Annotated in this window: 22 protein-coding genes; 16 read left to right on the top strand and 6 right to left on the bottom strand. The window is 72.7% G+C overall.

Going from position 1 to position 26805, the window contains the following annotated elements:
- From ACLQ2U_RS02235 to ACLQ2U_RS02220, 4 genes are all read left to right on the top strand, one after another.
- Entirely contained in the window at nt 1-2343 is a 2343-nt protein-coding gene (locus ACLQ2U_RS02235) for a hypothetical protein (RefSeq protein ID WP_425748793.1), read from the top strand.
- 338 nt (nt 2344-2681) lie between these two features.
- Complete coding sequence (locus ACLQ2U_RS02230; protein WP_425748792.1) at nt 2682-5039, top strand: hypothetical protein; 2358 nt, start codon at nt 2682-2684, stop codon at nt 5037-5039.
- A 349-nt stretch (nt 5040-5388) separates the two neighbouring features.
- Nucleotides 5389-6810: an adenylosuccinate lyase gene (gene purB / locus ACLQ2U_RS02225; protein ID WP_425748791.1), complete on the top strand. Its 1422-nt coding sequence runs from the start codon at nt 5389-5391 to the stop codon at nt 6808-6810.
- A 175-nt stretch (nt 6811-6985) separates the two neighbouring features.
- Entirely contained in the window at nt 6986-9127 is a 2142-nt protein-coding gene (locus ACLQ2U_RS02220; RefSeq protein WP_425748790.1) for an acyltransferase family protein, read from the top strand.
- Between the two features lie 91 nt (nt 9128-9218).
- On the opposite strand, the gene ACLQ2U_RS02215 is transcribed toward ACLQ2U_RS02220, so the two are convergent.
- Nucleotides 9219-9785 (bottom strand): YbjQ family protein, encoded by a 567-nt coding sequence (locus tag ACLQ2U_RS02215; RefSeq protein ID WP_425748888.1) that lies wholly within the window; start codon nt 9783-9785, stop codon nt 9219-9221.
- Between the two features lie 314 nt (nt 9786-10099).
- Here ACLQ2U_RS02215 and purS point away from each other — a divergent pair, with 314 nt between their 5' ends.
- From purS to ACLQ2U_RS02195, 4 genes are all read left to right on the top strand, one after another.
- Nucleotides 10100-10363 carry a phosphoribosylformylglycinamidine synthase subunit PurS gene (gene purS, locus ACLQ2U_RS02210; protein ID WP_425748789.1) on the top strand — a complete coding sequence of 88 codons (264 nt, stop codon included), beginning with the start codon at nt 10100-10102 and terminating at the stop codon, nt 10361-10363.
- Entirely contained in the window at nt 10360-11043 is a 684-nt protein-coding gene (gene purQ / locus ACLQ2U_RS02205; RefSeq protein WP_425748788.1) for a phosphoribosylformylglycinamidine synthase subunit PurQ, read from the top strand. The genes purS and purQ overlap by 4 nt, the downstream gene beginning before the upstream one ends.
- Before the next feature lie 70 nt (nt 11044-11113).
- Nucleotides 11114-13984 carry a phosphoribosylformylglycinamidine synthase subunit PurL gene (gene purL / locus ACLQ2U_RS02200; RefSeq protein ID WP_425748787.1) on the top strand — a complete coding sequence of 957 codons (2871 nt, stop codon included), beginning with the start codon at nt 11114-11116 and terminating at the stop codon, nt 13982-13984.
- Nucleotides 13985-13988: 4 nt separating this feature from the next.
- Complete coding sequence (locus tag ACLQ2U_RS02195) at nt 13989-14744, top strand: 2-phosphosulfolactate phosphatase (RefSeq protein WP_425748786.1); 756 nt, start codon at nt 13989-13991, stop codon at nt 14742-14744.
- 242 nt (nt 14745-14986) lie between these two features.
- Here the strand turns inward: ACLQ2U_RS02195 and ACLQ2U_RS02190 are convergent, their stop codons facing one another.
- Nucleotides 14987-16963, bottom strand: coding sequence for a carboxypeptidase-like regulatory domain-containing protein (locus tag ACLQ2U_RS02190; RefSeq protein ID WP_425748785.1), 1977 nt, complete (start codon nt 16961-16963; stop codon nt 14987-14989).
- A gap of 148 nt (nt 16964-17111) precedes the next feature.
- Between ACLQ2U_RS02190 and ACLQ2U_RS02185 the strand changes: the two genes are divergently transcribed.
- From ACLQ2U_RS02185 to amcA, 5 genes are all read left to right on the top strand, one after another.
- Nucleotides 17112-17465 carry a sterol carrier family protein gene (locus tag ACLQ2U_RS02185; RefSeq protein WP_425748784.1) on the top strand — a complete coding sequence of 118 codons (354 nt, stop codon included), beginning with the start codon at nt 17112-17114 and terminating at the stop codon, nt 17463-17465.
- A 168-nt stretch (nt 17466-17633) separates the two neighbouring features.
- Complete coding sequence (gene purF / locus ACLQ2U_RS02180; RefSeq protein ID WP_425748783.1) at nt 17634-19160, top strand: amidophosphoribosyltransferase; 1527 nt, start codon at nt 17634-17636, stop codon at nt 19158-19160.
- 60 nt (nt 19161-19220) lie between these two features.
- The gene (gene purM, locus ACLQ2U_RS02175) at nt 19221-20375 is read left to right on the top strand and encodes a phosphoribosylformylglycinamidine cyclo-ligase (RefSeq protein ID WP_425748782.1); all 1155 of its coding nucleotides are present in this window, start codon (nt 19221-19223) and stop codon (nt 20373-20375) included.
- Nucleotides 20376-20505: 130 nt separating this feature from the next.
- Nucleotides 20506-21609, top strand: coding sequence for a cyclophane-forming radical SAM peptide maturase AmcB (gene amcB / locus ACLQ2U_RS02170; protein WP_425748887.1), 1104 nt, complete (start codon nt 20506-20508; stop codon nt 21607-21609).
- Nucleotides 21578-21814 carry a multiple cyclophane-containing RiPP AmcA gene (gene amcA, locus ACLQ2U_RS02165; protein WP_425748781.1) on the top strand — a complete coding sequence of 79 codons (237 nt, stop codon included), beginning with the start codon at nt 21578-21580 and terminating at the stop codon, nt 21812-21814. Before amcB ends, amcA begins: the two co-directional genes overlap by 32 nt.
- A 149-nt stretch (nt 21815-21963) precedes the next feature.
- On the opposite strand, the gene ACLQ2U_RS02160 is transcribed toward amcA, so the two are convergent.
- Together ACLQ2U_RS02160 and ACLQ2U_RS02155 are read right to left on the bottom strand one after the other, a co-directional pair.
- A complete protein-coding gene (locus tag ACLQ2U_RS02160; protein WP_425748780.1) occupies nt 21964-22179 on the bottom strand; it encodes a DUF3073 domain-containing protein in 216 nt (71 codons plus the stop codon).
- 287 nt (nt 22180-22466) lie between these two features.
- Nucleotides 22467-23549, bottom strand: a complete 1083-nt coding sequence (locus tag ACLQ2U_RS02155; protein WP_425748779.1) for a Glu/Leu/Phe/Val family dehydrogenase — start codon at nt 23547-23549, stop codon at nt 22467-22469.
- Nucleotides 23550-23722: 173 nt separating this feature from the next.
- Between ACLQ2U_RS02155 and ACLQ2U_RS02150 the strand changes: the two genes are divergently transcribed.
- Together ACLQ2U_RS02150 and ACLQ2U_RS02145 are read left to right on the top strand one after the other, a co-directional pair.
- Complete coding sequence (locus tag ACLQ2U_RS02150; RefSeq protein ID WP_425748778.1) at nt 23723-24562, top strand: hypothetical protein; 840 nt, start codon at nt 23723-23725, stop codon at nt 24560-24562.
- 241 nt (nt 24563-24803) lie between these two features.
- Complete coding sequence (locus tag ACLQ2U_RS02145; protein ID WP_007073996.1) at nt 24804-25013, top strand: BldC family transcriptional regulator; 210 nt, start codon at nt 24804-24806, stop codon at nt 25011-25013.
- A 103-nt stretch (nt 25014-25116) separates the two neighbouring features.
- On the opposite strand, the gene ACLQ2U_RS02140 is transcribed toward ACLQ2U_RS02145, so the two are convergent.
- Complete coding sequence (locus ACLQ2U_RS02140) at nt 25117-25497, bottom strand: PPOX class F420-dependent oxidoreductase (RefSeq protein ID WP_425748777.1); 381 nt, start codon at nt 25495-25497, stop codon at nt 25117-25119.
- A 54-nt stretch (nt 25498-25551) separates the two neighbouring features.
- Here ACLQ2U_RS02140 and ACLQ2U_RS02135 point away from each other — a divergent pair, with 54 nt between their 5' ends.
- Nucleotides 25552-26331, top strand: coding sequence for a class I SAM-dependent methyltransferase (locus tag ACLQ2U_RS02135; RefSeq protein ID WP_425748776.1), 780 nt, complete (start codon nt 25552-25554; stop codon nt 26329-26331).
- Between the two features lie 43 nt (nt 26332-26374).
- Here ACLQ2U_RS02135 and ACLQ2U_RS02130 read toward each other — a convergent pair whose 3' ends face one another.
- Entirely contained in the window at nt 26375-26671 is a 297-nt protein-coding gene (locus ACLQ2U_RS02130; RefSeq protein ID WP_425748775.1) for a hypothetical protein, read from the bottom strand.
- Nucleotides 26672-26805 lie beyond the last annotated feature (134 nt).

The following is a 26805-nucleotide window of genomic DNA, read 5'->3' as shown; positions in this document are numbered from 1 at the left end:
ATGGTCAACCTGCGCGAGGCGGTGGACGGGAAGTCCGCCACCGCGGACGGCGACACGCCCGCCGCGGAGACCCCGCCGGCGGGCGGGCGACGGCTCCGCTCCGTTCTCGCCACCGGCTGGCTGCCCCTGGCCGTGGTGCTGGCCGTCTCCGCCGTCGTGCTGCACTGGTACGGCGTGTCCGGTCCGGACCTCGCCCTCTTCGCCGGCTACTCGGCCGGCTGCCTGGCGCTGCCCGGCACGCTGCTCTGGCGCGCCCTGCACGGCCGCTCCGGCACGCTGGCGGTGGACGTGGCGGCGGGCTTCGCCCTGGGTCTCGCCGTCGAACTCGCCGTGTACATCCCGGCGCGGGCGCTCGGCGTGCCGCTGGCGGTGCTCGCCTGGCCCGTGCTCACCGTGCTCGTGTTCCTCGCCGTACCGGGGCTGCGCCGGCACTGGCGCGGCGGCCCGGAACGGCTCCCGACCGGGGTCAGCTGGGGCCTCGCCGCGATCGCGCTGTTCGTTCTGGCCCGGTCGGCACTGTTCTTCCGTACGGAGGGGCTTTCCGGGGCGGCCGCCCTCGGGCCCAACGTCGACCTGCCGTTTCAGATCGCGCTGGTCGGCGAGTTCAAGCACCACATGCAGCCCACCGCGCCGTACGTGGTGGCGGAGGCCCTCCAGTACCACTGGTACGCGCACGCCCACGGCGCGGCGGCCAGCTGGCTCACCGGCATCGAGCCGCAGGTGCTGATCCTCCGGCTGCAGGTGCTGCCCATCGTCGCCGCGTTCCTGTTGCTGGTCATGGGCGTCGTCCGGGCGATCAGCGGCCGGTGGTGGCCCGGCCTGCTGGCGCTGGTGCTGCTCTACCTCGGCACCGCGACCGTCCCGTACGCGTGGACCTCCGCGCCGGTCTTCGACGCGACGCTCCTGGACACCTTCTGGCTCAGCCCCACCCAGACCATGGCCGCGACGCTCGCCGTGGCGGTCGTCCTGGTGCTGGTCCGGCTGCTCCGCGAGGACACCGCGCCGGTCGGGTCCTGGCTCGTCCTGGTCATGCTGGTGGGGGCGGTCGCCGGGGCCAAGGCCACCTTCGTGCCCGCTCTGGCGTGCGGGCTGATCCTGGCCCTGCTCGGGCAGCTCATCACCCGCAAGCACCGGGTACGGGCGCTGCTCGCGATCGGGATCGTCCTGGCCTGGCTGGCCTTCGCCCAGTACGTGCTCTTCAGCGGCGGCAGCTACGGCACCGAACCGGCCCCGCTCTCGCTGGCCAAGTGGAGCGGACTGGGCCAGCTCGTGCTGGGCACGCCCACCCCGGAGAACCACTGGCCGACCCTGGTCAAGCTCACCGGCATCGCGCTGTTGGCCTGCGCGTTCGGTCTGGTCGGCAGCGTCGGACTGCTGCGCCGGCGCTGGCTCGTCGACCCGGTGGTGCTGTTCATGGCCGGCTTCGCCGCGGCCGGTGTCGGCGCGATGTACACGTTCGGGCACCCGGGGCTGAGCGAGATCTACTTCGGTCGTACCGCCCGTCCGTACCTGGCGATGCTCGCGGCCCTCGGCCTGGCCGTCCTGCTGCCCACCGCGGCGGAACTCGGCCGGCGCGGTCGTACCGCCCTCGCCGGGCTGCTCACCCTGGCCGCCGCGCTCGGCGCCGGCGCCGTCCTCGCCGTCCGGGCCACGGTGGGACAGGACCGTCCGGCGGGGGACCACCCGCTGCGCGACGCGGTCGAGCCCTACCTCGTCCTGGCGGTGGTGCTGCTGGTGCTGACCGCGCTGCTCTTCCTGGTCACCCGGCTGGTCCGGCTCCGGCCGGTGGTCGCGGTCGCGGCGGTCGTGGTGCTCTTCGCCGCGACCAGCGTGGTCAGCGACTCCGCCGGGATCCGGACCATGGCGCGGCTGGTCTCGTCCGACGCGCCGCTGCGCAACGTGGCGGCGAACCCGCCGAGCCTCCCCGTCGGCGGCATCGAGGCGGCCCGCTGGCTGCGGGACCACTCGGCCCCGGACGACCTGGTCGCCACGAACAGCCACTGCCGGCACCCGGGCCGCCCGTTCTGCGACAACCGGGACTTCTGGCTCGCCGCGTACGGCGAGCGGCGGGTGCTGGTCGAGGGCTGGGCGTACGTGGAGCGGGCGATGGAGGGCCGGACCATTCACGACCACCTGGGTGCCAGCAAGTACTGGGATCCGCAGCGGTTGGCCGACAACGACGTCGTCTTCACCGCGCCCACCGCCGGGAACGTCGCGACGCTGGCCCGCACCTACCGGGTGCGCTGGCTGGTCGCCGTCGGTCCCAAGGTGAGCCCCGAGCTTGCCCGGTACGCCACGCCCCGGTTCCGCTCGGGCGACGTGGCCGTCTTCGAGATACCGTAGCCCGCCCATGACGGGGCTGCGGAACGCTGCGGAGGCTGAGGCGCCGCAGCGGGTGACACCTGCCTCCACCCGGACCAGCCGGCCGCTCACGGCACTGCCGTGGCTCGTCGCACTCGGGGCGATGGTGGCCGCCTGGTGGCTCAACCTCTCCAACGCCCACCTGGCCAGCGCCTCGATGGTCACCGGGACCCGCGCCGCCGGTGATCCTCCTGCGGCTGTGGATCGTTCCGGTCGCGGCGGTCGCGGTCGTGGTGACGGCGGCGCTGGCCGGGGTTCGCCTGAGGTCCGGCCCGGTCACCATCTATGAGCTGTGATGACGCGCGGGTATCGGGGGTCCGATGAGGATGGTGCTGGATAGGGCGGAGACCGCCGCCCCGCCGGAGGCGCGGCGCGGCCGGCTGCTGGCCGGCCGGGCGTTCGCGCTGCTGCCCTGGCTGCTGGTGCTGGCCGCCCTGCTCACCGCCTGGGCGGACGCCGACGTGCCGGGCGGCGACATCGCCCGGTTCGCCGCGTACTGGACGCTGTGCCTGGTGCTCCCCGGCACCCTGGTGCACCGGGCGCTGCGCGGCGGCCGGGGCAACCTGCCCGAGGATCTCGGGTACGGCGCCGCTACCGGCCTGCTGCTGGAACTCGTCGCGTGGGCGGCCGCCGCCGCCACCGGCCAGCAGCACCTGCTGCGCTGGTGGCCGGTGCCCGTGGTGATCGCCTTCGTGGTGGTGCCCGGTCTGCGGCGGCACTGGCGGGGCGGTCCCCGGCGACCGCTGCCGGTGGCCTGGCACTGGGCGTTCTGCGTGGTCCTGCTGCTGGCGCTCGCCTGGGCGATGGCCGAGTGGCGGCGCTCCCCGCTGCCGCCCGCGACCTACGCGTACTACCAGGACCTCTTCTACCACCTCGGGTTGGTGCAGGAGCTGACCAGGTCGATGCCGTTCCGGCTGCCGCACGTCTACGGGGAGGCGCTGCGCTACCACTATCTGTCGGACGCCCACGTGGCCTCCGGCAGCATGATCACCGGCATCTCGCCGGCGATGGTCATGCTCCGGCTCTGGATCGTGCCGGTGGTGGCCACGGCGATGCTGGTGGCTGCCGGTCTGGCCCGGGATCTCGCCCGGACGGCCTGGGTCGGCCCGGTGGTCGCCGCCGCCGGCTTCCTCGGCGGCCCGGTCACCCTTGGCTCCCCGATCAGCGCGACGGGATACCAGTCGCTGTCGTTCGCCAGCCTCTCCCAGGTGTACGTGCTGGCGCCGCTGCTGTTGCTCGCCGGGATCTGCGTGGACGCGGTCCGGGGGCGCGGTCCGGGTCGGGCCTGGCCGCTGGTGCCGGCCCTCGGTCTGGCATGCGCCGGCGGCAAGTCCAGCGCTCTGCCACCGTTGATCGTCGCCCTGGGGCTGGCCGCGGTGGTGGCCTGGTGGCGCCGGCGGTCGACCCCCTGGGCCGTGCTCGGCGCGCTGGTCTGTCTGCTCGTAGCGATGGGCCTCGGCTACCTGCTCTTTGCCGGCGGTGGGGCGGGTTCGCTCAAGGTGCAGGCGTTCGGCCTGCTCCGGTTCATGGCGCCCTACACCGAGACGATGGGGGTCGACGACGGCGTACAGCCGGGCGGAGGGCTGCCCCCCGGCCTCGCCGACGCGGGTGCGGACGGACTGTACTTCGCGTTCGCGCTGCTCGGCTGGTGGCTGCTGGCGCAGGCGTCCCGCTTCGCGGGATGGCCGTTGCTGATCAGCCGTGAGCACCGGGGGGATCCGGCCGGCTGGTTGCTGGCCGGCGCGGTGCTGGCGGGTGCGGCTGCCACCTGGGTGTTCCACCACCCAGCGGCCAGTCAGGTCTACTTCTGGCTCGGGGTGATCCCGTTCGGCGCGCTGCTGTCCGGCTGGTGGCTGGCGGCGGTCCGGCCGCCGTGGCCGGCGGTGGGGGTGGCCGGCCTGTTCGGTGTGGCCGCGCCGCTGGTCGTCGCCCCGCTCGTTCGCCCGGAGCCGGACACGGCGGACTGGCTGCGTACGGTGGGCGACTCGGTCGCCCGGTTCGCGATGTTCGCCCTGCTGGCGGCCCTGCTCGCGGTCCTGGTCACCGTGCTGGCGCGGTGGCGGTCCGGAGCGGGCCGGTCGACCGACGGTCCGGCGGGCACCCCGACCCGGTGGTGGGCGGTGGCGGCGGCCGGCGTGACCGCCGCGCTGCTGTGCGCCAGCGTCACCGTCGGCGTCAAGGGCACGGTGCAGCAGTTGGAGCGCCCGCCCGCCCCGTACTTCCCGGAGCGGTTCGCGGTGACCGAGGACGAGTTGCGGGCGGCGCTCTGGCTCGACGCGCAGGCCGACGACGAGGACGTGGTGGCGACCAACGTGCACTGCATGCCGGTGGCGACCGCCCCGCGCTGCATCGCGCGGGCGTTCTGGGTGACCGGTCTCGGTGGGCATCGGGCGCTCGTGGAGAGCTGGGGTTACACCGATGCGGCCCTCGCCGCGCAGGGTCGGGACGGGTTCGGCTACTCGCAACAGGGGCCGCCCGACCCCGCCCTGCTCGCGTTCAACGACGGGGTCTTCGCCGCGCCGACCCGGGCGGATCTGGACCGGATGGCACGGGAGTACGGCGTGCGCTGGCTGTTCGCCGACACCCGGGCCTCGGCCGTGTCGCCTGAGCTGGCCCGGCTGGCCCGGGTCCGCCTGGTCTCCGGCACCGTCACGGTGTACGAGGTGAACCGCTCCTGACCGCCCACGCCCACCCTTTAGCGGGCAAAAGGCATAAACCACCACATTCACGGGCGCGAACTTCCCGCCCCGCACTGCCGACCGGGTGCCGCGGCAGGGTGGCACGGGCGGCGGGCTGCCCGCCGTCAACGTCTACTGATCCCAGGACGATCGGGAGGTCGGGAGTGGACCGGCACGGGGTGCGCAACGCCCTGCTGGCGACCGGGCTGTCGCCGGACCCCTTCGAGATCGAGGATCCTTCGACACCGAGGAGGAGGCCGGGGCCGGGCTCTGGCAGGCGCTCACCGGACGGCCCGCGCCGGGCTGACGCAGCGTCCGCCGTCGAAGAGGGCATGAAAGACTGAGGTACGTGACGATCCCGAACGTGCTCGCCAACCGGTACGCCTCGCCTGAACTGGTCGCCCTCTGGTCGCCGGAGGAGAAGGTACGGCTGGAGCGGCGGCTCTGGCTCGCCGTCCTCCGGGCCCAACGTGATCTCGGGGTGCCGGTGCCGGACGGGGTGGTCGAGGCGTACGAGCGGGTGGTCGACGACGTCGACCTGGCCTCGATCGCCGAGCGGGAGCGGGTCACCCGGCACGACGTGAAGGCCCGGATCGAGGAGTTCAGCGCGCTCGCCGGGCACGAGCACGTGCACAAGGGGATGACCTCGCGGGACCTCACCGAGAACGTCGAGCAGCTCCAGGTACGCCGCTCGCTGGAGCTGATCCGGGACCGGGTGGTCGCCACCCTGACCCGGCTCGCCTGGCACGCCCACGAGTACTCCGGCCTGGTGATGACCGGCCGCTCGCACAACGTCGCGGCGCAGGCCACCACGCTCGGCAAACGGTTCGCGTCGGCCGCCGAGGAACTGCTGATCGCGTACGAGCGGTTGGACGACCTGATCAACTGGTACCCGCTGCGCGGCATCAAGGGTCCGGTGGGCACCGCCGCGGACCAGCTCGACCTCTTCGACGGCGACGCCGACAAGGTCGCCGAGCTGGAGCGCCGGGTGGCCGAGCACCTCGGGTTCAGGCGGGTGTTGGACAGCGTCGGGCAGGTCTACCCGCGCTCGATCGACGTGGCGGTGCTCGCCGCGCTCTCCCAGGTGGCTGCCGCGCCGTCCTCGCTGGCCACCACGATCCGGCTGATGGTCGGCCAGGAGCTGGTCACCGAGGGCTTCAAGCCGGGCCAGGTCGGCTCCAGCGCGATGCCGCACAAGATGAACACCCGCTCGTCGGAGCGGGTCAACGGCTTCGCGGTGATCATCCGTGGGTACCTGTCGATGGTCGGCGAGCTGGCCGGCGACCAGTGGAACGAGGGGGACGTCTCCTGCTCGGTGGTCCGCCGGGTGGCGCTGCCGGACGCGTTCTTCGCCGCCGACGGGCTCTTCCAGACCTTCCTCACCGTGCTCGACGAGTTCGGCCCGTACCCGGCGGTGATCAATCGGGAGCTGGAGCGCTTCCTGCCGTTCCTGGCCACCACCAAGATCCTCGTGGCGGCGGTGCGTCGCGGTGTGGGCCGGGAAGTGGCGCACGAGGTGATCAAGGAGCACGCGGTCGCGGTCGCGCTCGCCATGCGGGAGAAGGGCGCCCCGGAGAACGACCTCTTCGACCGCCTCGCGGCGGACGGCCGCCTCGGCCTGTCCCGCGCCGAGATCGACGCCCTGGTCGCCGACCGCGCCGCCTTCACGGGCGCCGCCGGCGCGCAGGTCGACCGGGTCACCAAGCGTATCGCCGACGTTGTCACCGCCCACCCCGACGCCGCCGCCTACTCCCCACCCCCCATCCTCTGACCACGCGGACGAGGCGACGTCGGCGCGCGGGACTCGATCCTGTTACGGTTGGCGCCGCATTCACCGGGTGGACGGGGTCGGACGGATCCGGCGTGATCGACTAGCATGCTGATGCTCTGAGTGCACGGACGAACAGCACCCGGCCCTGCGGCCGCCACAAATCTATGGGTGAGGTATGGCGACCACCGCAACCTGGGACCGGCACCACGTCTCGGCCCGGCACTCCGATGCCGCCGCAGTTCCGGCCCCGCACCTCGGGTTCCGGGCCGACATCGAGGGTCTGCGGGCCGTGGCGGTCACCCTCGTGGTGCTCGCCCACGCGGGCATCGCCACGTTGGCCGGTGGTTACGTCGGCGTGGACGTCTTCTTCGTCATCTCCGGCTTCTTGATCACCACGTTGCTGGTCAAGGAGCTGTCCCGGACCGGAACCGTCTCGCTGGCCGGGTTCTACGCGCGCCGGGCAGCCCGGCTCCTGCCCGCCTCCACGGTCGTGCTCGTCGCGACGCTCGTGGCGAGCTGGCTGTGGCTGCCACCGACCCGGTTCCGGTCGGTCTCGCTGGACGCGTTGTTCAGCACTTTCTATGGGATCAACTGGCGGCTGGCCGCCGTGGGGACCGACTACTTCAACGACGCCACAGCGCCCTCACCGCTGCAGCACCTCTGGTCGCTCGCCGTCGAGGAGCAGTTCTACCTGGTCTGGCCGCTGCTGCTGCTGGCGACCTGGGCTTGGCGGCGCGGCCGGTCCAACCATCGGCTACCGATTGTCATGGTCCTCGGCGGCATCGTCGTGGCCTCGCTCCTGATCAGCGTCTGGCAGAGCGAGGCCGCCGCACCCTGGGCGTACTTCGGCGCGCACACCCGGGCGCACGAACTGGCTGTGGGGGCGCTGGTGGCCGTCTCGGCGGGCGCGCTCACCAAGCTGCCGAAGCCGCTGGCCGCCGTCCTCACCTGGGTGGGACTCGCCGCCGTGCTGACCGCGGCGCTGACCTTCAACGAGAACACCACCTTCCCTGGATACGCGGCCCTGCTGCCGGTGCTCGGCACCGCCGCCGTCATCGCGGGTGGTACGGCCACCGGCGGCAAGGGCGCCGCCCGGCTGCTCGGCACCTGGCCGTTCCAGCAGATCGGCAAGCTCTCCTACGGCTGGTATCTCTGGCACTGGCCGGTCCTCATGATCGGCCCGTCGGCGCTGGGGGTGGAGCCGACGGTCAAGGTGAACCTGGCTTTGGCCGCCGGCGCGCTGGCGCTCACCGTCGTCTCGTACCACCTGGTCGAGAACCCGATCCGGAACAGGTCGTGGCTCAAGGCCCGGGCCCGCCGCGGCGTTTCGCTCGGCCTGGTCCTGTCCGGGGCGGCGGCCGTGCTGGCGCTGGTCGCGTCGACGCTCACCCCGCCCCTGCCGGTCGGTCCGCCCGCCGTGGACACGATCGCCGCGGTCGCCTCCGCCCCGGATCCGGAGGCCGCGCTGAGCAAGCTCATCGCCGAAGCCGTGCGGCAGCGCGATCTTCCCGGCAACCTGACCCCGTCGGTCGCCGTCGCCAACGGTGACGTGCCGCGGGTCTATCCCGACAACTGCAGCCTGACCTACACCGAGTTGCGTCACAAGAACCCGTGCACGTACGGCGACGTACAGGGCAAGGAGGCCATCTACCTGATCGGCGACTCGCACGGCGCGCACTGGTACCCGGCCTTTGACGCCATCGCCCGCGATCGCGGCATGCGGTTCGTCTCGCTCACCAAGAGCGGCTGCCAGGTTCCCTCGGTGACCGTGATCTTCAAAGCCCTCAAGCGGCCGTACAACGAGTGCGACACCTGGCGCAAGTGGGTGATCGAGAAGATCCGCCGCGACCGGCCCGCGATGGTCGTGATGTCCTCCAACGGCGGCGACGGGGGCGGCCTGGTCGACGCGTCCGGCCGTCAGATTCCTACCAAGGGCCACGCCGACGACGCACTGTGGGTGGCCGGCTGGCGCTCCACGATCAACCAGATCAAGGCGCCGGGCACGAAGCTGGTACTGATCAGCGACACCCCGTGGCCGTACCGCAGCGCCCCCGACTGCGCCGCGCTGCACCCGCGTGACCTCCCCGTCTGCGGCAGGCCCGCGAGCGAGGCTCTCTACGAGCCGGCCCGCCGCCAGGAGGTGGCGACCATGGCCCAGTCGCTCGGTGTCACCGTGATCGACCCGATGCCGTGGTTCTGCACCCGCACGACCTGCCCGATAGTCGTCGGAAACGTGCTGGTCTACAAGGATTTCAGCCACATCTCGACGTTCTACGCCCGGGCGCTCGTCCCGCTGCTCGACGCCAAGCTGCCCTGACCTCCACAGCGCCGCTTCCACGACGTACAGCGGCGTGACGCCGCCGGATCGAACCGACGCAGAAGCCATGGACAACGGTGGTGTGGGTAGGTCACGGGTTGCGGGTGGGGGTGTCGGCGGCGGTGGAGAGGTTGGGGGCGCTCGCCGGTTCGGCGATGCCGCCCGGCGCCTCGGTGAAGGCGGGTTCGTGGGCGGTCTCCGCGGCGACCAGGGGCTGGTCGTGGGGCATCACGTCGGGGACCTTGGGCACCACGATCACCGCCGTGCCGTACGCGCAGATCTCCATCCACATCTCGCCGCAGTCCCGGCTGTCGAACCGCATCCCCACCACGGCGTTGGCGCCCAGCCGGAGCGCCTCCTCGCCGAGCCGGGCCACCGAGTCGGTGCGCCAGCGGGTGAGGTTGTCCGGGGCCATCGGGTCGTACGCGCCGCCGCGCAGGTTCTTGACCCCCTCGCGGTAGGGATTCCGGGTCCGCGCCATCGACGACACGACTTCGCCGAGGATCTGGCGGATCTCGTAGCCGGGCAGTTGATCCGTCGTCACGACCAGCACGGTTCCGATGCTGTCAGTCGCCACCCGCGCCGTTCGCGAGCCGTGTTCACCTGATCGGATGCTGCGAAACGGCGCGGCGCGGACGGCCGGCGCGCGGACGGCGATGCGGGCCGGGTGGCGCCGTACTGTCGGACACCGGCCAGCGGGCTTGACTGAACCGTTACGACCCCAGAACACCCCGGACCTCGCCGACCCGCCCTGAGGTAACAATTTGATAGCCGCGAGCGCTAAGAAATGCCTGCTCAAGGCCGGTTTGGTCCACCTGCGCCCGGACCTGCGCCCCGACCCCTGCCGGTTATGTTGATCACTGCCTGAACTGCCCCCGACCGGTGCGTCCGGAGCGGAATCTGCCAGGTACGCTGGCTGCGCTCGCCCGTAGTGGGCCGGCACCCAACTGCGTACACAGTCAGGAGTGCCCAGTGCCTCGCGTCGTCGTCGACGTCATGCTCAAGCCCGAGATCCTCGATCCTCAGGGCCAGGCCGTCGCAAACGCGCTGCCGCGGCTCGGCGTCGGTGACGTCGCCTCCGTCCGGATCGGCAGGCGGATCGAGATCGAGTTCACCGGCGACCCGGATCTGGACCGGGCCCGGGAGATCGCCGACAAGCTGCTCGCGAACCCCGTCATCGAGGACTTCACCGTCCGGGTGGTCGAGGCCGACGAGACCGTGGACGCGCACCCGTGACCGCGCGCGTCGGTGTGGTGACCTTCCCCGGCTCGCTGGACGACGGGGACGCGGCCCGGGCCGTCCGGATCGCCGGCGCCGACCCGGTCCGGCTCTGGCACGGTGACCCGGAGCTGCACGGGGTGGACGCCGTCGTCCTCCCGGGTGGCTTCTCCTACGGCGACTACCTGCGCTGCGGCGCCATCGCCCGGTTCGCCCCGGTGATGGAGACGATCGTGGACGCGGCCCGGGGCGGCCTGCCGGTGCTCGGCATCTGCAATGGCTTCCAGATCCTCTGCGAGGCCCACCTGCTGCCCGGCGCGCTGACCCGCAACCAGCACCTGCACTTCCGCAACCGCGACCAGGTCCTGCGCGTCGAGTCCGCCGGCACCGCCTGGACGAACGCCTTCCAGCCGGGCCAGGAGATCCTGATCCCGGTCAAGAACGGCGAGGGCTGCTACGTCGCGGACACCGCGACCCTGGACGAGCTGGAGGCCGAGGGCCGGGTCGTCGCCCGGTACGTCGGCGGCAACCCGAACGGCTCGCAGCGCGACATCGCCGCGATCACCAACCCCGCCGGCAACGTGGTCGGCATCATGCCCCACCCCGAGCACGCGGTCGAGGCGCTCACCGGCCCCTCCCTGGACGGCCTCGGCTTCTTCACCTCGGTGCTCAAGCACCTGGTGGGGACGCCGGCGTGACGGTGCGCGGCAGGATCATCGGTCGGCTCCACCGCCCGGCGGGCGACGACGAGCGCAGCGAGGAGAGGTCATGACCACCCATCAGGACCCGGCCGTACGGGAGACACCGGGCGCCTTCCCGGCCGACCCGGCGGAGCCGCGCGCGGCCGCCGTGGTGCCGCAGGGCGGCCCGGCCGACGCGGGCCGGCACGCCGGCCCGGCGCCGGCCGGCGACTGGACCGACGGCGTGGACACCGTGCAGCGGGCCGTCGGCAGCCCGGAGGAGCGCCAGCCGTACGCCGAGCTGGGCCTCCGCGACGACGAGTACGACCGGATCCGGCACATCCTCGGCCGCCGCCCCACCCAGGCCGAGCTGGCCATGTATTCGATCATGTGGAGCGAGCACTGCTCCTACAAGTCGAGCAAGGTGCACCTGCGCCAGTTCGGCGAGAAGGCCCCGCCGAGCGACCGGCTGCTCGCCGGCATCGGTGAGAACGCCGGCGTGGTCCGGGTCTCCGACGAGCTGGCGGTGACCTTCAAGGTCGAGTCGCACAACCACCCGAGCTTCGTCGAGCCGTACCAGGGCGCGGCGACCGGAGTCGGCGGCATCGTCCGGGACATCCTCGCCATGGGCGCCCGCCCGGTCGCGGTGATGGACCCGCTGCGCTTCGGCGCCGCCGACCACCCCGACACCGCCCGGGTGCTCCCCGGCGTGGTCGCCGGCATCGCCGGCTACGGCAACTGCCTCGGCCTGCCCAACATCGGCGGCGAAGTGGTCTTCGACCCCTGCTACCAGGGCAACCCCCTGGTCAACGCGCTCTGTCTCGGCGTGCTGCCGGTCGACCGGCTGCAGAAGAAGGACGCCACCGGCCCCGGCAACGTCGTGGTGCTGATGGGCGCCAAGACCGGCCGGGACGGCATCGGCGGCGTGTCGGTGCTGGCCAGCGCCACCTTCGACGAGGGCAGCGAGCAGCGCCGCCCGTCGGTGCAGGTCGGGGACCCGTTCACCGAGAAGCTGCTGATCGAGGCCTGCCTCGAGCTGTACGACGCCGAGCTGGTCGTCGGCATCCAGGACCTGGGCGGTGCGGGCCTGACCTGCGCGCTGACCGAGACCGCCGCCTCCGCCGGCACCGGCATGCGGGTCTGGCTGGAGCGGGTGCCGCTGCGCGAGCCCTCGATGGAGCCGCACGAGATCCTGGCCAGCGAGTCCCAGGAGCGGATGCTGCTGGTCGTCACGCCGGAGAAGCTGGAGGCGGTGCTCAAGACCGCCGAGAAGTGGGGCGTGCTGGCTACCGCGATCGGCGTGGTCACCGCGCCGTCGGCCGACGGCCAGCCGGGCCGGCTCCTGGCCACCTGGAACGGTCACGTCGTGGTCGACGTGCCGCCGGGTTCGCTGGTCGACGACGGGCCGGTCTACGCCCGCCCGATGCGTGAGCCGGCCGACCTGATCCTGCTGCAGGCCGACCGGGCCGAGACGCTGCCGCGGCCGGCCACGCCGGAGGCGTTGCGGGAGACCGTGCTGCGCATGATCGCCTCGCCGAACCTGGCCGACAAGACCTGGGTCACCGAGCAGTACGACCGGTACGTGCTGGGCAACACCGTGCTCGCCCAGCCGGAGGACTCCGGCGTGATCCGGATCGACGAGCGTACCGGCCTCGGTGTCGCCCTGTCGGTGGACGGCAACGGCCGGTACGCCCGCCTCGACCCGTACCACGGCACCAAGCTGGCGCTCGCCGAGGCGTACCGGAACGTGGCGGTGACCGGCGCGAAGCCGATCGCCGTGACCAACTGCCTGAACTTCGGCTCGCCGGAGGACCCGGGCGTGATGTGGCAGTTCGCCGAGGCCGTGCGCGGCTTGGCGGACGGCTGCCTGGAGCTGGGCATCCCGGTGACCGGCGGCAACGTCAGCTTCTACAACCAGACCGGCGCGGCGGCGATCCACCCGACCCCGGTGGTCGGCGTGCTCGGCGTGCTGGACGACGTGGCCGACCGGGTGCCGATGGGCTTCGTCCCGCGCGCCGGCGGCGACCACGACCAGCTCTTCCTGCTCGGCGACACGCACGTGGAGCTCTCCGGTTCCGAGTGGGCGTGGGTGACCCACGAGCACCTCGGTGGCATGCCGCCGCAGGTCGACCTGGCCCGCGAGCGGCAGCTGGCCGAGCTGATGGCGGAGGCGGCCCGGGTCGGTCACCTCAGCTCCGCGCACGACCTCTCCGACGGTGGTCTCGCCCAGAGCCTGGTCGAGTCGTGCCTGCGGCGGAGGATCGGCGCCCGGATCGCGCTGCCGGAGCGGTTCGCCGAGGGCTCGCTGCCGTTCGTCTTCCTGTTCAGCGAGTCGGCGGGCCGGGTGCTGGTGTCGGTGCCGCGTGGCCACGAGAAGGCGTTCACCGCCCTCTGCGCCGAGCGGGACGTGCCGTGGGAGCGGATCGGCGTGACCGACCCGGCCGGCGGTGCCCTGGAGGTGCACGGCCAGTTCCGGATCGACCTGGACGAGCTGCACGCCGCGCACACCGAGACCCTGCCCCGGCTCTTCGGCGGTCCCGAGGCCGCGCAGGTCGAGGCGACCCGGACCGGCGCCACCACCGTCGCTCCGGCGACCGCCGTGCGGCCGATGGACGTGCCGACGGCCGAGGCGGACGAGCCGGCCGAGGCGGACGAGCCGGCCGAGGCGGACGAGCCGGCGGAGGCCGCTCCCGTCGCCACCGGCTCGGCCCAGCCGGTCGAGACGGCCCAGCCGGTCGCGGAGACCGAGCCGGCCGACGAGGCCCAGCCGGTCGACGAGGCCGAGCCGGTGGAGTCGCTGGCGGCGCCGAACACGGAGGCGTCCCCGGACCGGCCGGTCGCCCCGGCTGCGGCGGAGCGCCCGAGCACGGAGGTCACCGGAGATGCGGCTCCCGACGCGCCGGCGGCCCAGACCGTTGCCGGTGACGGCGAGCAGTCCTCCGCGCCCGATAAGCGCTGAGGCCTTGGCCGCGGCCGTTCAGGCCCAACCCGGCTCCGGCGCCCGGTTCGACTGGGGGCTGACCGGGGCGGCCGAGCTCGGCCGGGTCTGCGCCGCGCTGGTGGTGGTGGACGTGCTGTCGTTCACCACCGCCGTGGACGTGGCGGTCGGCCGCGGCATGCGGGTCCACCCGTTCCCCTGGGGGGAGCAGGCGGCCGACTACGCCCGGCGGGTCGGCGCGGTCGCCGCGGTGGGCCGTCGGCAGACGACCCCGGAGCACCCGTGGTCGCTCTCCGCGGCGGCGCTGAGCACCGCGCCCGTCGTCGCCGACCTGGTGCTGCCGTCGCCGAACGGTTCGGCCATCAGCGCCGCCGCCAGCGCCACCGGCCTGCCGGTGGTCGCGGCCTGCCTGCGCAACGCCCGCGCCGTCGGGCGATGGCTGTGCCGCCAGGGGTACGGCTCGAAGGACGCCCCGGTGGGCGTGATCGCCGCCGGTGAACGCTGGCCGGACGGGATGCTGCGCCCCTCGGTGGAGGACCTGCTCGGCGCGGCCAGCGTGCTGGACGCCATTTCCGGCGTACCCGGCGGGCTCTCGGTGGAGGCGGCCATGGCGCTTGCCGCGCTGGCCAGCACCCCGGACGTGTCGGCGGCGGTACGCGGCTGCGTCTCCGGCCGCGAGCTGATCGAGGGCGGCTTCGCCGAGGACGTGGAGGTCGCGGTCCGGGTCGGCGTCTCCGACGTGGTGCCCGTGCTGCGCCAGGGCGTCTTCTCCGCCGCCTGACGGTCCCCGGTCCGGCCCCCGGCCGGCCACCGCGACCCATCCCGTTGCGAAGCCCGGTGGCTTCCGTTCCCTCGCCGGAGTCGGCGACGCCCTGACCGGGTCCCGCCGACCACGCCCGGGTCCCGCCGACCCTGCCCGGCGGCCCGCGTCGTCCAAGCCCAACCGATGCGGTGAAGGGCCGCCCGGGAATCCGGGCGGCCCTTCACCGTCACGTGCTGCCGGGGCCCGCAGCCCCGAACGGGTCAGTCGTCCAGCCAGTCCAGCCGGCGACCGCCGCGCTCCTGCGGGGGGCCGTCCGGCCGGCCCCGGCCCTGCTGGGCCTGGTCGCCGTAGTAGTCGCCACCCTGCTGCTGGTCGTAGCTGTGGTTGTCGTAGCCGCCGGGGCGCTGCTGCGGCGGCTCCTGACCGTAGCCGGCCTGCTGGCCGTAGCCGCCAGGCTGGTCGTACCCGCCCTGGGCGCCGCCGTAGCCGCCGCCCTGCTGGTCGTACCCACCGCGCTGGTCGTAGCCGCCGCGCTGGTCGTACCCACCGTCGTAGCCGCCCTGCTGCGGGCCGGCCTCGTAGCCGCCCTGGGCGCCGCCGTAGCCGGTCCCACCGCCGTAGCCGCCGGCCGGCTCCTGGGCCCGGCCGTACGGGCCCTGCTCCGGCTGGCCGTAGCCGTTGCCCGGCTCGGGCTGGTATGTGCTGGTCGGGTACGGGTCGGCCGGCGGGGTGTACGACTGCGTCCCGTCGCCGGTGTACCGGCCGGTCGGCTCGTCGTACCGCTCGCCGTGGCCGCCACCACCCTGGTCCGGCTGCGGGTAGCCGCCCTGGCCGGCTCCGGCGCCGTAGCCGCCCTGCTGGCCGTAGCCGCCGCCGGAGGACTGCGCGGCGCCGTAGGCTCCCGCCGCCGCCCCGGCGGCGTCGTAGCCGCCACCGGAGGAGGGCGCGTTGCCGTAGCCGCCCTGCTGGCCGTAGCCGCCCTGGGCGGGGGACTCGTCGCCGTACCCGTTGCCGGCCCAGCCGCCCGCCGCAGCGCCCGCGCCGTACGGCTGCGCGGGAGCCCCGTACGGGTCCGGCGGGACGTCGTCGACGACCGGACGGTGCATCATGGTCGGCGCGTCGCTCAGCGCGGAACTGCCGGCCATGGTCGGGTCCGCCCCGGCGCCGACCCGGTTGACCACGCGGGTCTGGTCGTCCGCGCCGCGGAACGCGCCACGGGCCCCGGGCACCGCGCCCGCCGCGGCGCCGACCGGCCCGTCCACGTCGTCGTCGTCGGCGTTCCGGCGCCGCATCCAGAGCAGCACGATGGTGCCCACGCCGGCCGCCACGAGCAGGCCACCGAGCAGGATGATCAGGAAGGAGCCGAAGCCGCCACCCTCGTCCGAGGCGGCCTGCTGCGGGGCGGCGGGCGCCCCGGAGGGCTCCTCGGTGGTCTCGTCCGTGACCTCGTCGGTCGGCGCGGCCTCGGCGGTCGCTGACGGCGTCGCGCTCGGGGTGACCTCGACCTTGATCGCCAGGTTGATCCGCTGGCCGGTCAGGCTCTGCCCGGCGCTCGCGTTGATCGACTTCGTGTTGTAGACGGCGCCCTTGCTGGCGCCCAGTTCGATCCGGCCCGGCGTGATCGGCTCCGAGCTGGACCCGGTGAAGCGGAAGTTGCCGCTGTCGTCACTGGTGGTCTGATACTTGTGCTGCTGCGAGTCGAGCAGCATCACCACGGCGCTCGGCACCGGATCACCGTTGGCCGCCACGGTCACCTTGCCGGAGATCGACCGGACCGTCTGGGTCTGCGGCTGGGTCGTCGCGGGCGCAGCAGGCCCACGGACCGTCATGTTCCGCGAGTCGTTGGCCTGGTCGCCGCCCGCCTTGGCAGACACCTGAACCTGGCCGGACTTGGTGTCTCCGGGGTTGACGGGGCCGGCGACGAGAGTCACGGTGATCGACTCTTGCTGCTGCGGCGGGATCAGGCGGGCCGGCACGTTGCACTCGCCTTGGCAGGTGAGGCCGGTGAAGGTGTCGACGTTGATGCTGAATGCCGTGGGTGCATCGTTGTTGTTCTTGACGGTAAAGGTCATGCTGGTCTGCTGACCACTCTGCAGCGAGCCGGTTGGCAGGTTGGTGATCTGCACACCCGGATCGTCCGCCAGGGCGGGTGTGGCGGGGGCGGCGAGCAGGGCGCCGGCAACCAGCGCTACGACCACACCGGCCCGCTGCTTCCAGGCACGTCGGTGTGTTGACACGTCCACCGCCTTCCGGTCTGACCTCCCCGGCGGGGCCGGGGATCATCACGGTACGAATACGCCGTCGGCAACTATGCCTTGTCTGACCGGATCGGCGCGACCCAGGGCCAGCGTCGGAGGTACTGCCATCGGGTCGTATCGTCCCTTCGTGTCCTCTCCGCACATTAAGTCCACCGCGGTCGCGGCGGCTCTGACGGCGCTCGACGAGGGGCGTACGCCCGATCGGCCGGTGTACCGGGAGGCGGTCCGTGCCCTTCTGACCGCCCTCGCGGAGCGCGCCCCCGGCCGATCGGTGGAGGTGCGTGTCCCACCTTACGGTGCAGTTCAGTGCGTTCCGGGTCCCCGACACACCCGCGGCACCCCGCCGAACGTGGTGGAGATGGATCCCGGGACCTGGCTGGCGCTGGCCACCGGACGGCTCTCCTGGGCGGATGCGGTCACGGACGGTCGCGTACGGGTGAGCGGAAACCGGGCGGATCTCTCCGGCCATCTGCCCCTCTAGCTGGGCGTCCCGGCACGGCCGGTGACGCGCCGGAGCCAAATCGTGACCATCTGTATCGACACCGATTCGCGTACACTGTGAGCCGACGACAGTGGTCCCGGCCGAGGAGTGCGGATCAACGCCTGCTGACTCTGCCGGCCAGTCCAGACCAGCATGAGGGAGCGGCAGGTGCCTCGAGGCGACGGCCGGCTGAGCCACGACCTTGATCCCCAGCGACCCGGCCCCCAGGACGCCTGTGGTGTCTTCGGCGTCTGGGCCCCCGGCGAAGAGGTTGCGAACCTCACCTACTTCGGCCTCTACGCGCTGCAGCACCGGGGCCAGGAGGCCGCCGGCATCGCGGTGAGCGACGGTTCCCGCGTGGTGGTCTACAAGGATCTCGGCCTGGTGGCCCAGGTCTTCGACGAGCCGACCCTGGCCAGTCTCCGGGGCCACCTCGCGATCGGCCACGCGCGCTACTCCACCACCGGCGGCTCGACCTGGGAGAACGCCCAGCCCACCATCCGGTCGACCACCTCCGGGACCACCATCGCCCTGGCCCACAACGGCAACCTGGTCAACACCGCCGACCTGCAGCGGGAGGTCGCCGAGCGGGGGCTGGACTCCGACGGCGCCACCAACGACACCTCGCTGGTGACGATGCTGCTGGCCAGCCGCCCCGACCTGTCGGTGGAGGCGGCCGCGCTGGAGGTGCTGCCGCAGCTGCGCGGCGCGTTCAGCTTCGTCTTCATGGACGAGTCGACCCTCTACGCGGCGCGCGACCCGCACGGCGTCCGTCCGCTGGTGCTCGGACGGCTGGAGCGCGGCTGGGTGGTGGCCAGCGAGACGGCCGCGCTGGACATCGTCGGCGCCAGCGTGGTCCGCGAGGTGGAGCCGGGCGAGCTGATCGCGATCGACGAGGACGGCCTGCGTTCCAGCCGGTTCGCCGCGCCGGAGCCGAAGGGCTGCCTCTTCGAGTACGTCTACATCGCCCGGCCGGACGCCACCATCGCGGGGCGCAACGTGCACGCCGCCCGGGTGCAGATCGGCCGCCAGCTGGCCAAGGAGCACCCGGTCGAGGCCGACCTGGTGATCCCGGTGCCCGAGTCGGGCACCCCGGCCGCGATCGGCTACGCGGAGGCCTCCGGCATCACCTACGGCGCCGGCCTGATGAAGAACCCGTACGTCGGGCGCACCTTCATCCAGCCCTCGCAGACCCTGCGGCAGCTCGGCATCCGGCTCAAGCTCAACCCGCTGCGGCAGAACGTCCGCGGCAAGCGGCTGGTCGTGGTGGACGACTCGATCGTGCGCGGCAACACCCAGCGGGCCATCGTGCGAATGCTCCGCGAGGCCGGCGCGCTGGAGGTGCACGTCCGGATCTCCTCGCCGCCGGTCAGCTGGCCGTGCTTCTACGGCATCGACTTCGCCACACGGGCCGAGCTGCTGGCCAACGGGTTGGACAACGAGGGCATCCGGCGCTCGATCGGCGCCGACACCCTCGGCTACGTCTCGCTCCCCGGCCTCATCGCGGCGACCGAGCAGCCGAAGACCCGGCTCTGCCGGGCCTGCTTCGACGGGGAGTACCCGATCGACCTGCCGGCCGGGAACCTGATCGGCAAGCACGTGCTCGAAGGATTGGGACGTCGGGTCGCCGGCGCCCCGGAGCACACCACCCCACCGCTCGTCGCCACTCCGGGCGGCGCGACCGTCCACCCGTAGCACCACCGGGGTCGTCCGGGCACCGCCGGCACGGCACCGAGAACCACAAAGGGGAGAACCGTGACGCACGTGTCCGAGCGCAGCGGCGCAGGAAGCAGCCCGACCGGCGCTGGCGGCGACCGCCAGCCCTGGACGGCGGGCACCGGCCGCGCGACGCGCAAACGCTCGGTCTCCTACGCCGACGCCGGGGTGTCGATCGAGGCGGGCGACCGCGCGGTCGAGCTGCTGAAGTCCAAGGTGAAGCAGACCCGGCGGCCGGAGGTCATGGGTGACCTCGGCGGCTTCGCCGGCCTGTTCCGGCTGGACACGAAGAAATACAAGAACCCGATCCTGGCCTCCTCCACGGACGGTGTGGGCACCAAGCTGGTGATCGCCCATCAGATGGACATCCACGACACGGTCGGCATCGACCTGGTCGCGATGGTCGTCGACGACCTGGTGGCCTGCGGCGCCGAGCCGCTCTTCCTGCTCGACTACATCGCCACCGGCGAGGTCGTGCCGGACAAGGTCGCCGAGATCGGCGCCGGCATCGCCGACGGCTGCCGGTACGCCGGCTGCGCCCTGCTCGGCGGCGAGACCGCCGAGCACCCGGGCGTGCTGCGCCCCGACGAGTACGACATCTCCGCCACCGGCGTCGGCGTGGTGGAGGAGAGCGACATCCTCAGCCCGGACCGGGTCGAGGTGAGTGACGTGGTGATCGCCATGCGCTCGTCCGGCCTGCACTCCAACGGCTACTCCCTGGTCCGGCACGTGCTGCTGGGCGCCGGTCGGATGCGGCTGGACGTGGTGATCGAGGACTTCGGTCGGCAGCGCACCCTCGGCGAGGAGCTGCTCACCCCGACCAAGATCTACGCGCAGGACTGCCTCAAGCTGATCGCCGAGGCCGAGGTGCGGTCGATCGCCCACGTCACTGGCGGCGGCATCCCGGGCAACCTGGTCCGGGTGCTGCCCGAGCACGTCGACGCGGTGGTCAACCGGTCCACCTGGAAGCCGCAGCCGATCTTCGACCTGATCCAGTCCAAGGGGCGGATCGAGGACCCGGAGATGGAGGCCACCTTCAACATGGGCATCGGCATGTTCGCGATCGTCTCGGCCGAGGACGCCGACCGTGCGCTGGCCACCCTGGCCGGCCGCGGCGTCGACGCCTGGCAGGCCGGCGAAATCATCGAGGGCACCGGCAAGGTGCAGATGATCGGTCAGCACACCCGCGGTTGATCACGTTCCGTTGATCAGCCGGGAACCCGATCAGGCTTCACCCGAGTGGCCATCGCCGCCTAGCCTGAAGGTCCACTTCAGGCACGGGGGAGGAGGGCCGATGGCTGCTCGGGCACAGGCCGTCACCGGGATGCGGGGCATTGCCGCGGTCCCCTCGTACGTGGTGATGCAGCCGACCACCCTGTGCAACCTGGACTGCGCGTACTGCTATCTCCCGCACCGGGCCCTGGACCGGCGGATGCCGGTGGCGGTGGCCGAGGCGGTCGCCGCCGCGGTGGATCCGTGGGCGGCACGGGGGCGGTTCTCGGTGGTGTGGCACGGCGGGGAGCCCCTCGCGGCCGGCAGGGAGCACCTGGCCGCGCTGATCGCCCCGTTCGGCCCCGAGGTGGAGCACCACGTCCAGACCAACGCCACGTTGATCGACGACGCCTGGTGCGCGTTCTTCGCCGAGCACCGGATCCGGGTGAGCGTGAGCGTGGACGGGCCGCCGGAGCGCAACGGCGACCGGGTGACCCGGGCCGGCCGCCCGGCGTACGACCGGATCGTCCGGGGGATCGAGGCGCTGCGCCGGCACGGGCTGCCCTTCTCGGCGCTGGCGGTGGTGAGCCGCCCCGGCCCGGGGCTCGCCACCGAGCTGTACGACTACTTCCTCGACCTCGGCTGCGACGTGCTGGGCGTCAACGTCGAGGAGACCGAGGGGGTCAACACCCGGGGCAACGCGCACGACGCGGCGGCGGTGACCGCGTTCTGGGCGGAACTGGTCGCGGCCTGGCGCCGGGCGCCCCGGATCCACCTGCGCGAGGTGGAGTGGTCGCTGCGCTACGCCGCAGCGGTGCTGGACGGCACCGCAGGCGACCTGCTGCCCCGGCAGCTCGACCCGATCCCGACGGTCGGCCACGACGGCTCGGTGATCGTCCTCTCCCCGGAGCTGGCCGGCTTCTCCGATCCCCGGTACGGCGACTTCAGCAGCGGCAACGTGCTGACCACCCCGTTGGCGGAGATCCTGGCCGGCGCGGCGGGGACCCCCTGGGTCGGTGAGTTCCTCACCGGGGTCGAGGCGTGCCGCTCGTCCTGCCCCTACTTCGGCTTCTGCGGTGGCGGCCACGCGGCGAACCGCTACTTCGAGCAGGGGCGGTTCGACGGTACGGAGACCGACCACTGCCGCAACAGCAAGATCCGCCTACTGGAGGGAGTGTTGGAGCATGCCCGAGACCACGAGTCACCGGCAGCCTGAGCGCGTCGGGGGAGGTGCCCCGGATCCGGTCGCCGACCGGGTGCGGGAGGCCGCCGCGGGACTGACCGCGCTGCTCCACGAGGCCGAGGCCGCGCGCCGGTCGCGGGCGGAGGTGTCGGGCGGGGACGGCGCCAGCGCGGTCTGCGCCTGGAACCACTTCGAGAACATCCCGACGTTCTACAACTGGAACAACCGCCCGCGCTGAGCACACCCACGCCGAGATCAGGGACCTGCCGACCGGCCGGAGCGGTGCCCGGCACGGCGGGGTCCCTGATCATCGGTTGTGGCGCTGCATCGGATGGGCACATGCGTGAGCACGCGGGGAGTTACCGCGTGCTCAGATGCGACCGGAGGTCAGCGGGTCGGAGGAACCCAGGTATCCGGGTCGTCGTCCGCGTGATCCTCATCATCGTCGTCGACATACTCTTTAGAGTCGTCGTCGAATTTGAGCTCAGACTTACCAGCACCCGCCAGTTCGCGCTGCAAGGCGGTGAGGTCGGTGTTCGGGGAGTGGTACTTCAACTCCCGGGCCACCTTCGTCTGCTTGGCCTTAGCACGGCCGCGCCCCATGGCTCGACCCCCTCGCACAGAATGCGGGGCAGCCCGAAGGCGGGCCCCGATGACGTCAGGCATCTCTCGTGGCTCTTACGGTACATGGGGATGCCGCTCTTCGGCACCTCGGGTTACCGTTAGCCGGACCTGCGCGTCGCAGTCATCCAACCGTCACCGAGTGTACCTGGTAAGGGGTGGGTACCGGGGCTGGCCGTGACACCGGTCAGACCCCCACGAAGCCACCCAAACACCCGGCGCGCCAGCCGCCCCGGGGCGCGGGCCGGGCCCGCACCCCGAGGCGCGGATCACCGCAGGTGGATGGTGCGCAGCCGGCCCACGTCGGCCATCCGGCGCTCGGCCAGCCGGTCGGCCGCCACCGCCGGCGGGACGCCCTCGTCGTCGGCGAGTCGCAGGATCTCCCGCGTGGTGTCGTAGATCTTGGTGGCGCGCAGCTTGGCCCGCTCGAAGTTGAAGCCCTCGATCTCGTCCGCCACCTGGATCACGCCACCGGCGTTCACCACGTAGTCCGGGGCGTAGAGGACGCCCCGGTCGGCCAGCAGCTTCTCGATGCCCGGGTGGGCGAGCTGGTTGTTCGCCGCGCCCGCGACCACCTTGGCGCGCAGCGCCGGCACGGTGTCGTCGTTGAGCGCCCCACCCAGCGCGCACGGGGCGTACACGTCGATGTCGGCGGCGACCAGCGCGGAGGCGTCGTCGACCAGCTCGACCTGCGGGTGGGTGGCGCGCACCCACTCCAGGGCCTTCGGGTTGACGTCGGTGGCCACGACCTCGGCCCCGTCCTCCAGCAGGTGCCCGGTGAGGTACTTGCCGACCTTGCCCAGGCCGGCCACGCCGACCCGCTTGCCGGCGAGCGTCGGGCTGCCCCAGACGTGCTCGGCGGCGGCCCGCATGCCCTGGAAGACGCCCCAGGCGGTGAGGATCGAGGAGTCGCCGGCGCCGCCGTGCGCCACGCTGCGGCCGGTGACGTAGCTCGTCTCCCGGGCGATCACGTCCATGTCGGCGACGTACGTGCCGACGTCGCAGGCGGTGTAGTAGCGCCCGGCCAGCGACTCCACGAAGCGGCCGTAGGCGCGCAGCAGCGCCTCGCTCTTGATCTGCTCCGGGTCACCCCAGATGACCGCCTTGCCGCCGCCCAGGTCCAGTCCGGCCAGGGCGTTCTTGTACGCCATACCGCGGGACAGGTCGAGCACGTCCGCCAGCGCAGCCTCCTCGCTGGCGTACGGGTAGAACCGGGTGCCGCCGAGCGCGGGGCCCAGCGCCGTCGAGTAGATACCGATGATCGCCTTCAGGCCGGACTGCTTGTCCTGGCAGAAGACGACCTGTTCGTGACCGGTGGATCCCGGGTCGTCGGTGCTCGCGAATACGCCCATGACTTGCTCCTGTGTCGGTGTGCGTCCTTGTGGGACGCGGACCTGCTGGCCGCCGGCGGGATGCTGCCGGTCCTGCTGAGCCTAATATCGGTCGGCCCCGCACTGTCGTCCACGTCACCGGTACCGGCGGGCGCCGGCGGCGTTCGGGGCCGGTTTCGTGGGAGGATCTCGCCGTGCCGTCGCTCTTCGCTTCTTACCTGCGCGTGTACGAGCCGCTGACCGCCTTCGATCGGGGCCGCCAGTCGTACTGGCGGCGGTACGTCCGGGAGGGGCGGGCGGTCGCCCCGCTGGAAGGGCCCGGCCGGCAACGGACGGCGGTGATCGAGGCGCTCGGCGCCGGCTGGACCCGCCTGCCCGATCTGCCGGACGAGGCGTACGTCATGGAGGCCGACGACACCCTGCTGGTCTGCCCGTGGAACCTGCGGATCCGGGTGGCCGAGGCGGCGCTGAGCGCCCGCGACGGGGTCCCGTCGGTGCTCGCCGACGCGTTCGTCCCGCCGATCCTGGCCGGTCAGGCCAAGGCGGTGGTGGAGGACTGGCGCAGCGGCGCCCGGGTGCTGGAGCACGGGGTGCCCCGGCTGCACGAGCAGATCGCCACCTGGGGCGTGCCGCTGCGCTGGTTCGTGCTCTTCGAGACGGAGGAGCGCGACCTGGTGACCCACCCCGGGCGGCGGGCGCTGCGCTACCGCACGGAGATCTCCAAGGCCCGCCGCCGCGCCTCGCGGGCGCTGTCGGTGCTGCGCAAGTCGGTCGGCGAGGCGCCGATCACCGAGGCGGTCGAGGAGGCCGCCCGCTGGCTGGAGGAGTTCCACCCGCGGTCGGTGGTGGAGCTGGACTACGGCGGGCTGGTGCAGCTGCTCTCCGACGAGACCCTGGCCGCGGACGACTCGACGGAGCTGGTCGCGACCGGCCTGGCCGGGCTCTCCCGGGGCGAGGCGGAGGAGGCGTCGGCGGCGTACGACCGGCTGGTCGCCCGGTGGCGCGCGGTGCAGTTGCTGGAGCGGTGCAACTGACCACGAACCGCCCAGGTACGCGAGGCGAGTTCGTAGTTGACGCATCACGAACCGCGATCATGAGTCCGAATAAGGTACTTTCTGAGGTGTAAAAGTCAGATAAATCGGGCATGGTTCATCCGTCCGTCTAGGGACCTTCGGCCGTTCGGCCCATGTCGGACATCGGGGACTAGCCGGACCATGGGAGGCGCGTCGGCCGGCGGGACCCCGGCCGATGTCTATACATGTGGAGGAGTGACCGATGGCATCGCGAACGCACGAACCAGAGCCGCTACTCACGCCGGCCGAGGTGGCGTCGATGTTCCGTGTCGACCCGAAGACGGTGACCCGCTGGGCCAAGGCGGGGAAGCTCAGCGCGATCCGGACCCTGGGCGGCCACCGTCGGTACCGCGAATCCGAGGTGCGGGCCCTGCTGCAGGGGCAGATTCCCCAGCAGCGCCAGGGAGACTGACCGACCGGCCGACATTGCCGAGAAGCGTTCCGGTCTCAGGGGCGGGCGGACGTCGCGACAGCGATGATCCACCGCCCCTGAACCATGTCCGGGGCCGGGCGGCTCACTCCTGGACGGTGACCCGGATCCCGATCGTGCCCCGCTCACCCCGGCGCAGCCGGCTGCCGAGCAGGCTCAGCCGGCCGAGCAGCCGGTATTTCCGCTTGATCAGGTCGCGTACCCGGTTGCTCTCCTCCGGGCCGCAGAGCGCCGCGTGCCCGGGCAACGCCTCACCGCGCGGCCGGCCCCGGACGTCGCAGGGGGCCACCGTCACCGTGCCGTCGCGCCGGATCCGCTTGACCTTCCCCGAGTCGGCGGCCGTCCAGACCGCCAGCGTGTCGCCGTCACGCACCGCCCAGACCGGGGTCGGCACCGCGCGACCGTCCTTGCGGAACGTCGTCAGCAGGACGTACTTCTCCGCCGCCAGGCGGTCCAGGTCGGTCACGCCGCCTAGGATACGGCCGCGACAGCCCTGGGCCGCGCGGATAGCGTGAACGTCGTGACCGGGGAACCGAGGATCGGCGACGTGTTCGGCGAGATGCTGCGCGACGCGTACGCCGTGCACACCGGGATCGGCCCCCGGCCGCTGGTCGGCGGGCGGTTGCCCCGCCCGGTCATCGAAATCATCGAACGGGACGACGGGCTGATCAACGGCGCCCCCGCCGCGCACTACCTGGACGCTCCGGAGCACTGGCAGCCGTACGACCACCGGGCCGTGGACCGGGTCCGGGGCGAGACGCTGGACATCGGCGTCGGGGGTGGCCGGATCGCGCTGGTGCTTCAGGAGCGCGGGGTGCCGGTCACCGGGCTGGACACCTCGCTCGGGGCGCTGCGGGTGTGCCGGCACCGGGGCGTCCGGGACCTCGTCCACGGCACGGTCGACGAGCACGTCGCCGCCGGCCGCCGGTACGACACGTTCCTGATGCTCGGCAACAACCTCGGGTTGATCGAGGGCCGGGAGCGGGCCCCGGCGTTCCTCGCCGCGATGGCCGCGCTGGCCCGGCCCGGGGCGCAGGTCATCGCGCACGGCACTGACCCGTACGGCACGAACGATCCGGTGCACACCGGCTACCACGAGCTGAACCGGCGGCGCGGCCGGTTCAGCGGCCAGCTCCGGCTGCGGCTGCGCTACCGGGAGCTGGGCACCGAGTGGTTCGACTACCTGGTCTGCTCGGCCGAGGAGCTGGCCGAACTGGTCCGGGGCACCCCGTGGCGGCTGACTGATGTGGACGACCGGGACGCCCCGTACTATCTGGCCACCCTGCGGCTGGCGCGCTGAGGCCGCCGGCGGGGCCCCCGGACGCGGGGGGCCCCGGTACGACCTAGACCTGGACGGTCGGGGGCAGCTGCTCCGGCGGCAGGCCGCCGTCGCCGTCGACCACCTCGTCCGGGGTGCCGTCCTCGTCGATGTCGACCATGGTGATGTCCACCTTGCCGTCGCCGTCGGTGTCGAACTGGAACAGGTCGGCCTTGCCGTCGCCGTCGGTGTCCACCACCCACACGTCGGTCTTCCCGTCGTTGTTGGTGTCCGCGCGGAGCAGGTCGACGCGCTCGTCGCCGCGCGTCTCCACGGTCTCCGCGTCGCCGGCGGTCCCCGTGCTCTCCGGTGCCTGGCTCATGTCGACTGGTCCTTCCCTCGGTGTTGACGGCCGTCTTACCCGGTCAGACGATCCCCCACGCATGCCGCCGGACGCGGTGCTGCATAGGGTCGCACCCATGAGCGAGCGGCCCGGCGCGACGGAGACCCCGTGCG

This window comes from Micromonospora sp. DT47, assembly GCF_049844475.1.
Lineage (GTDB): Bacteria > Actinomycetota > Actinomycetes > Mycobacteriales > Micromonosporaceae > Micromonospora.
This window is presented reverse-complemented; position numbering and strand designations above follow the sequence as displayed.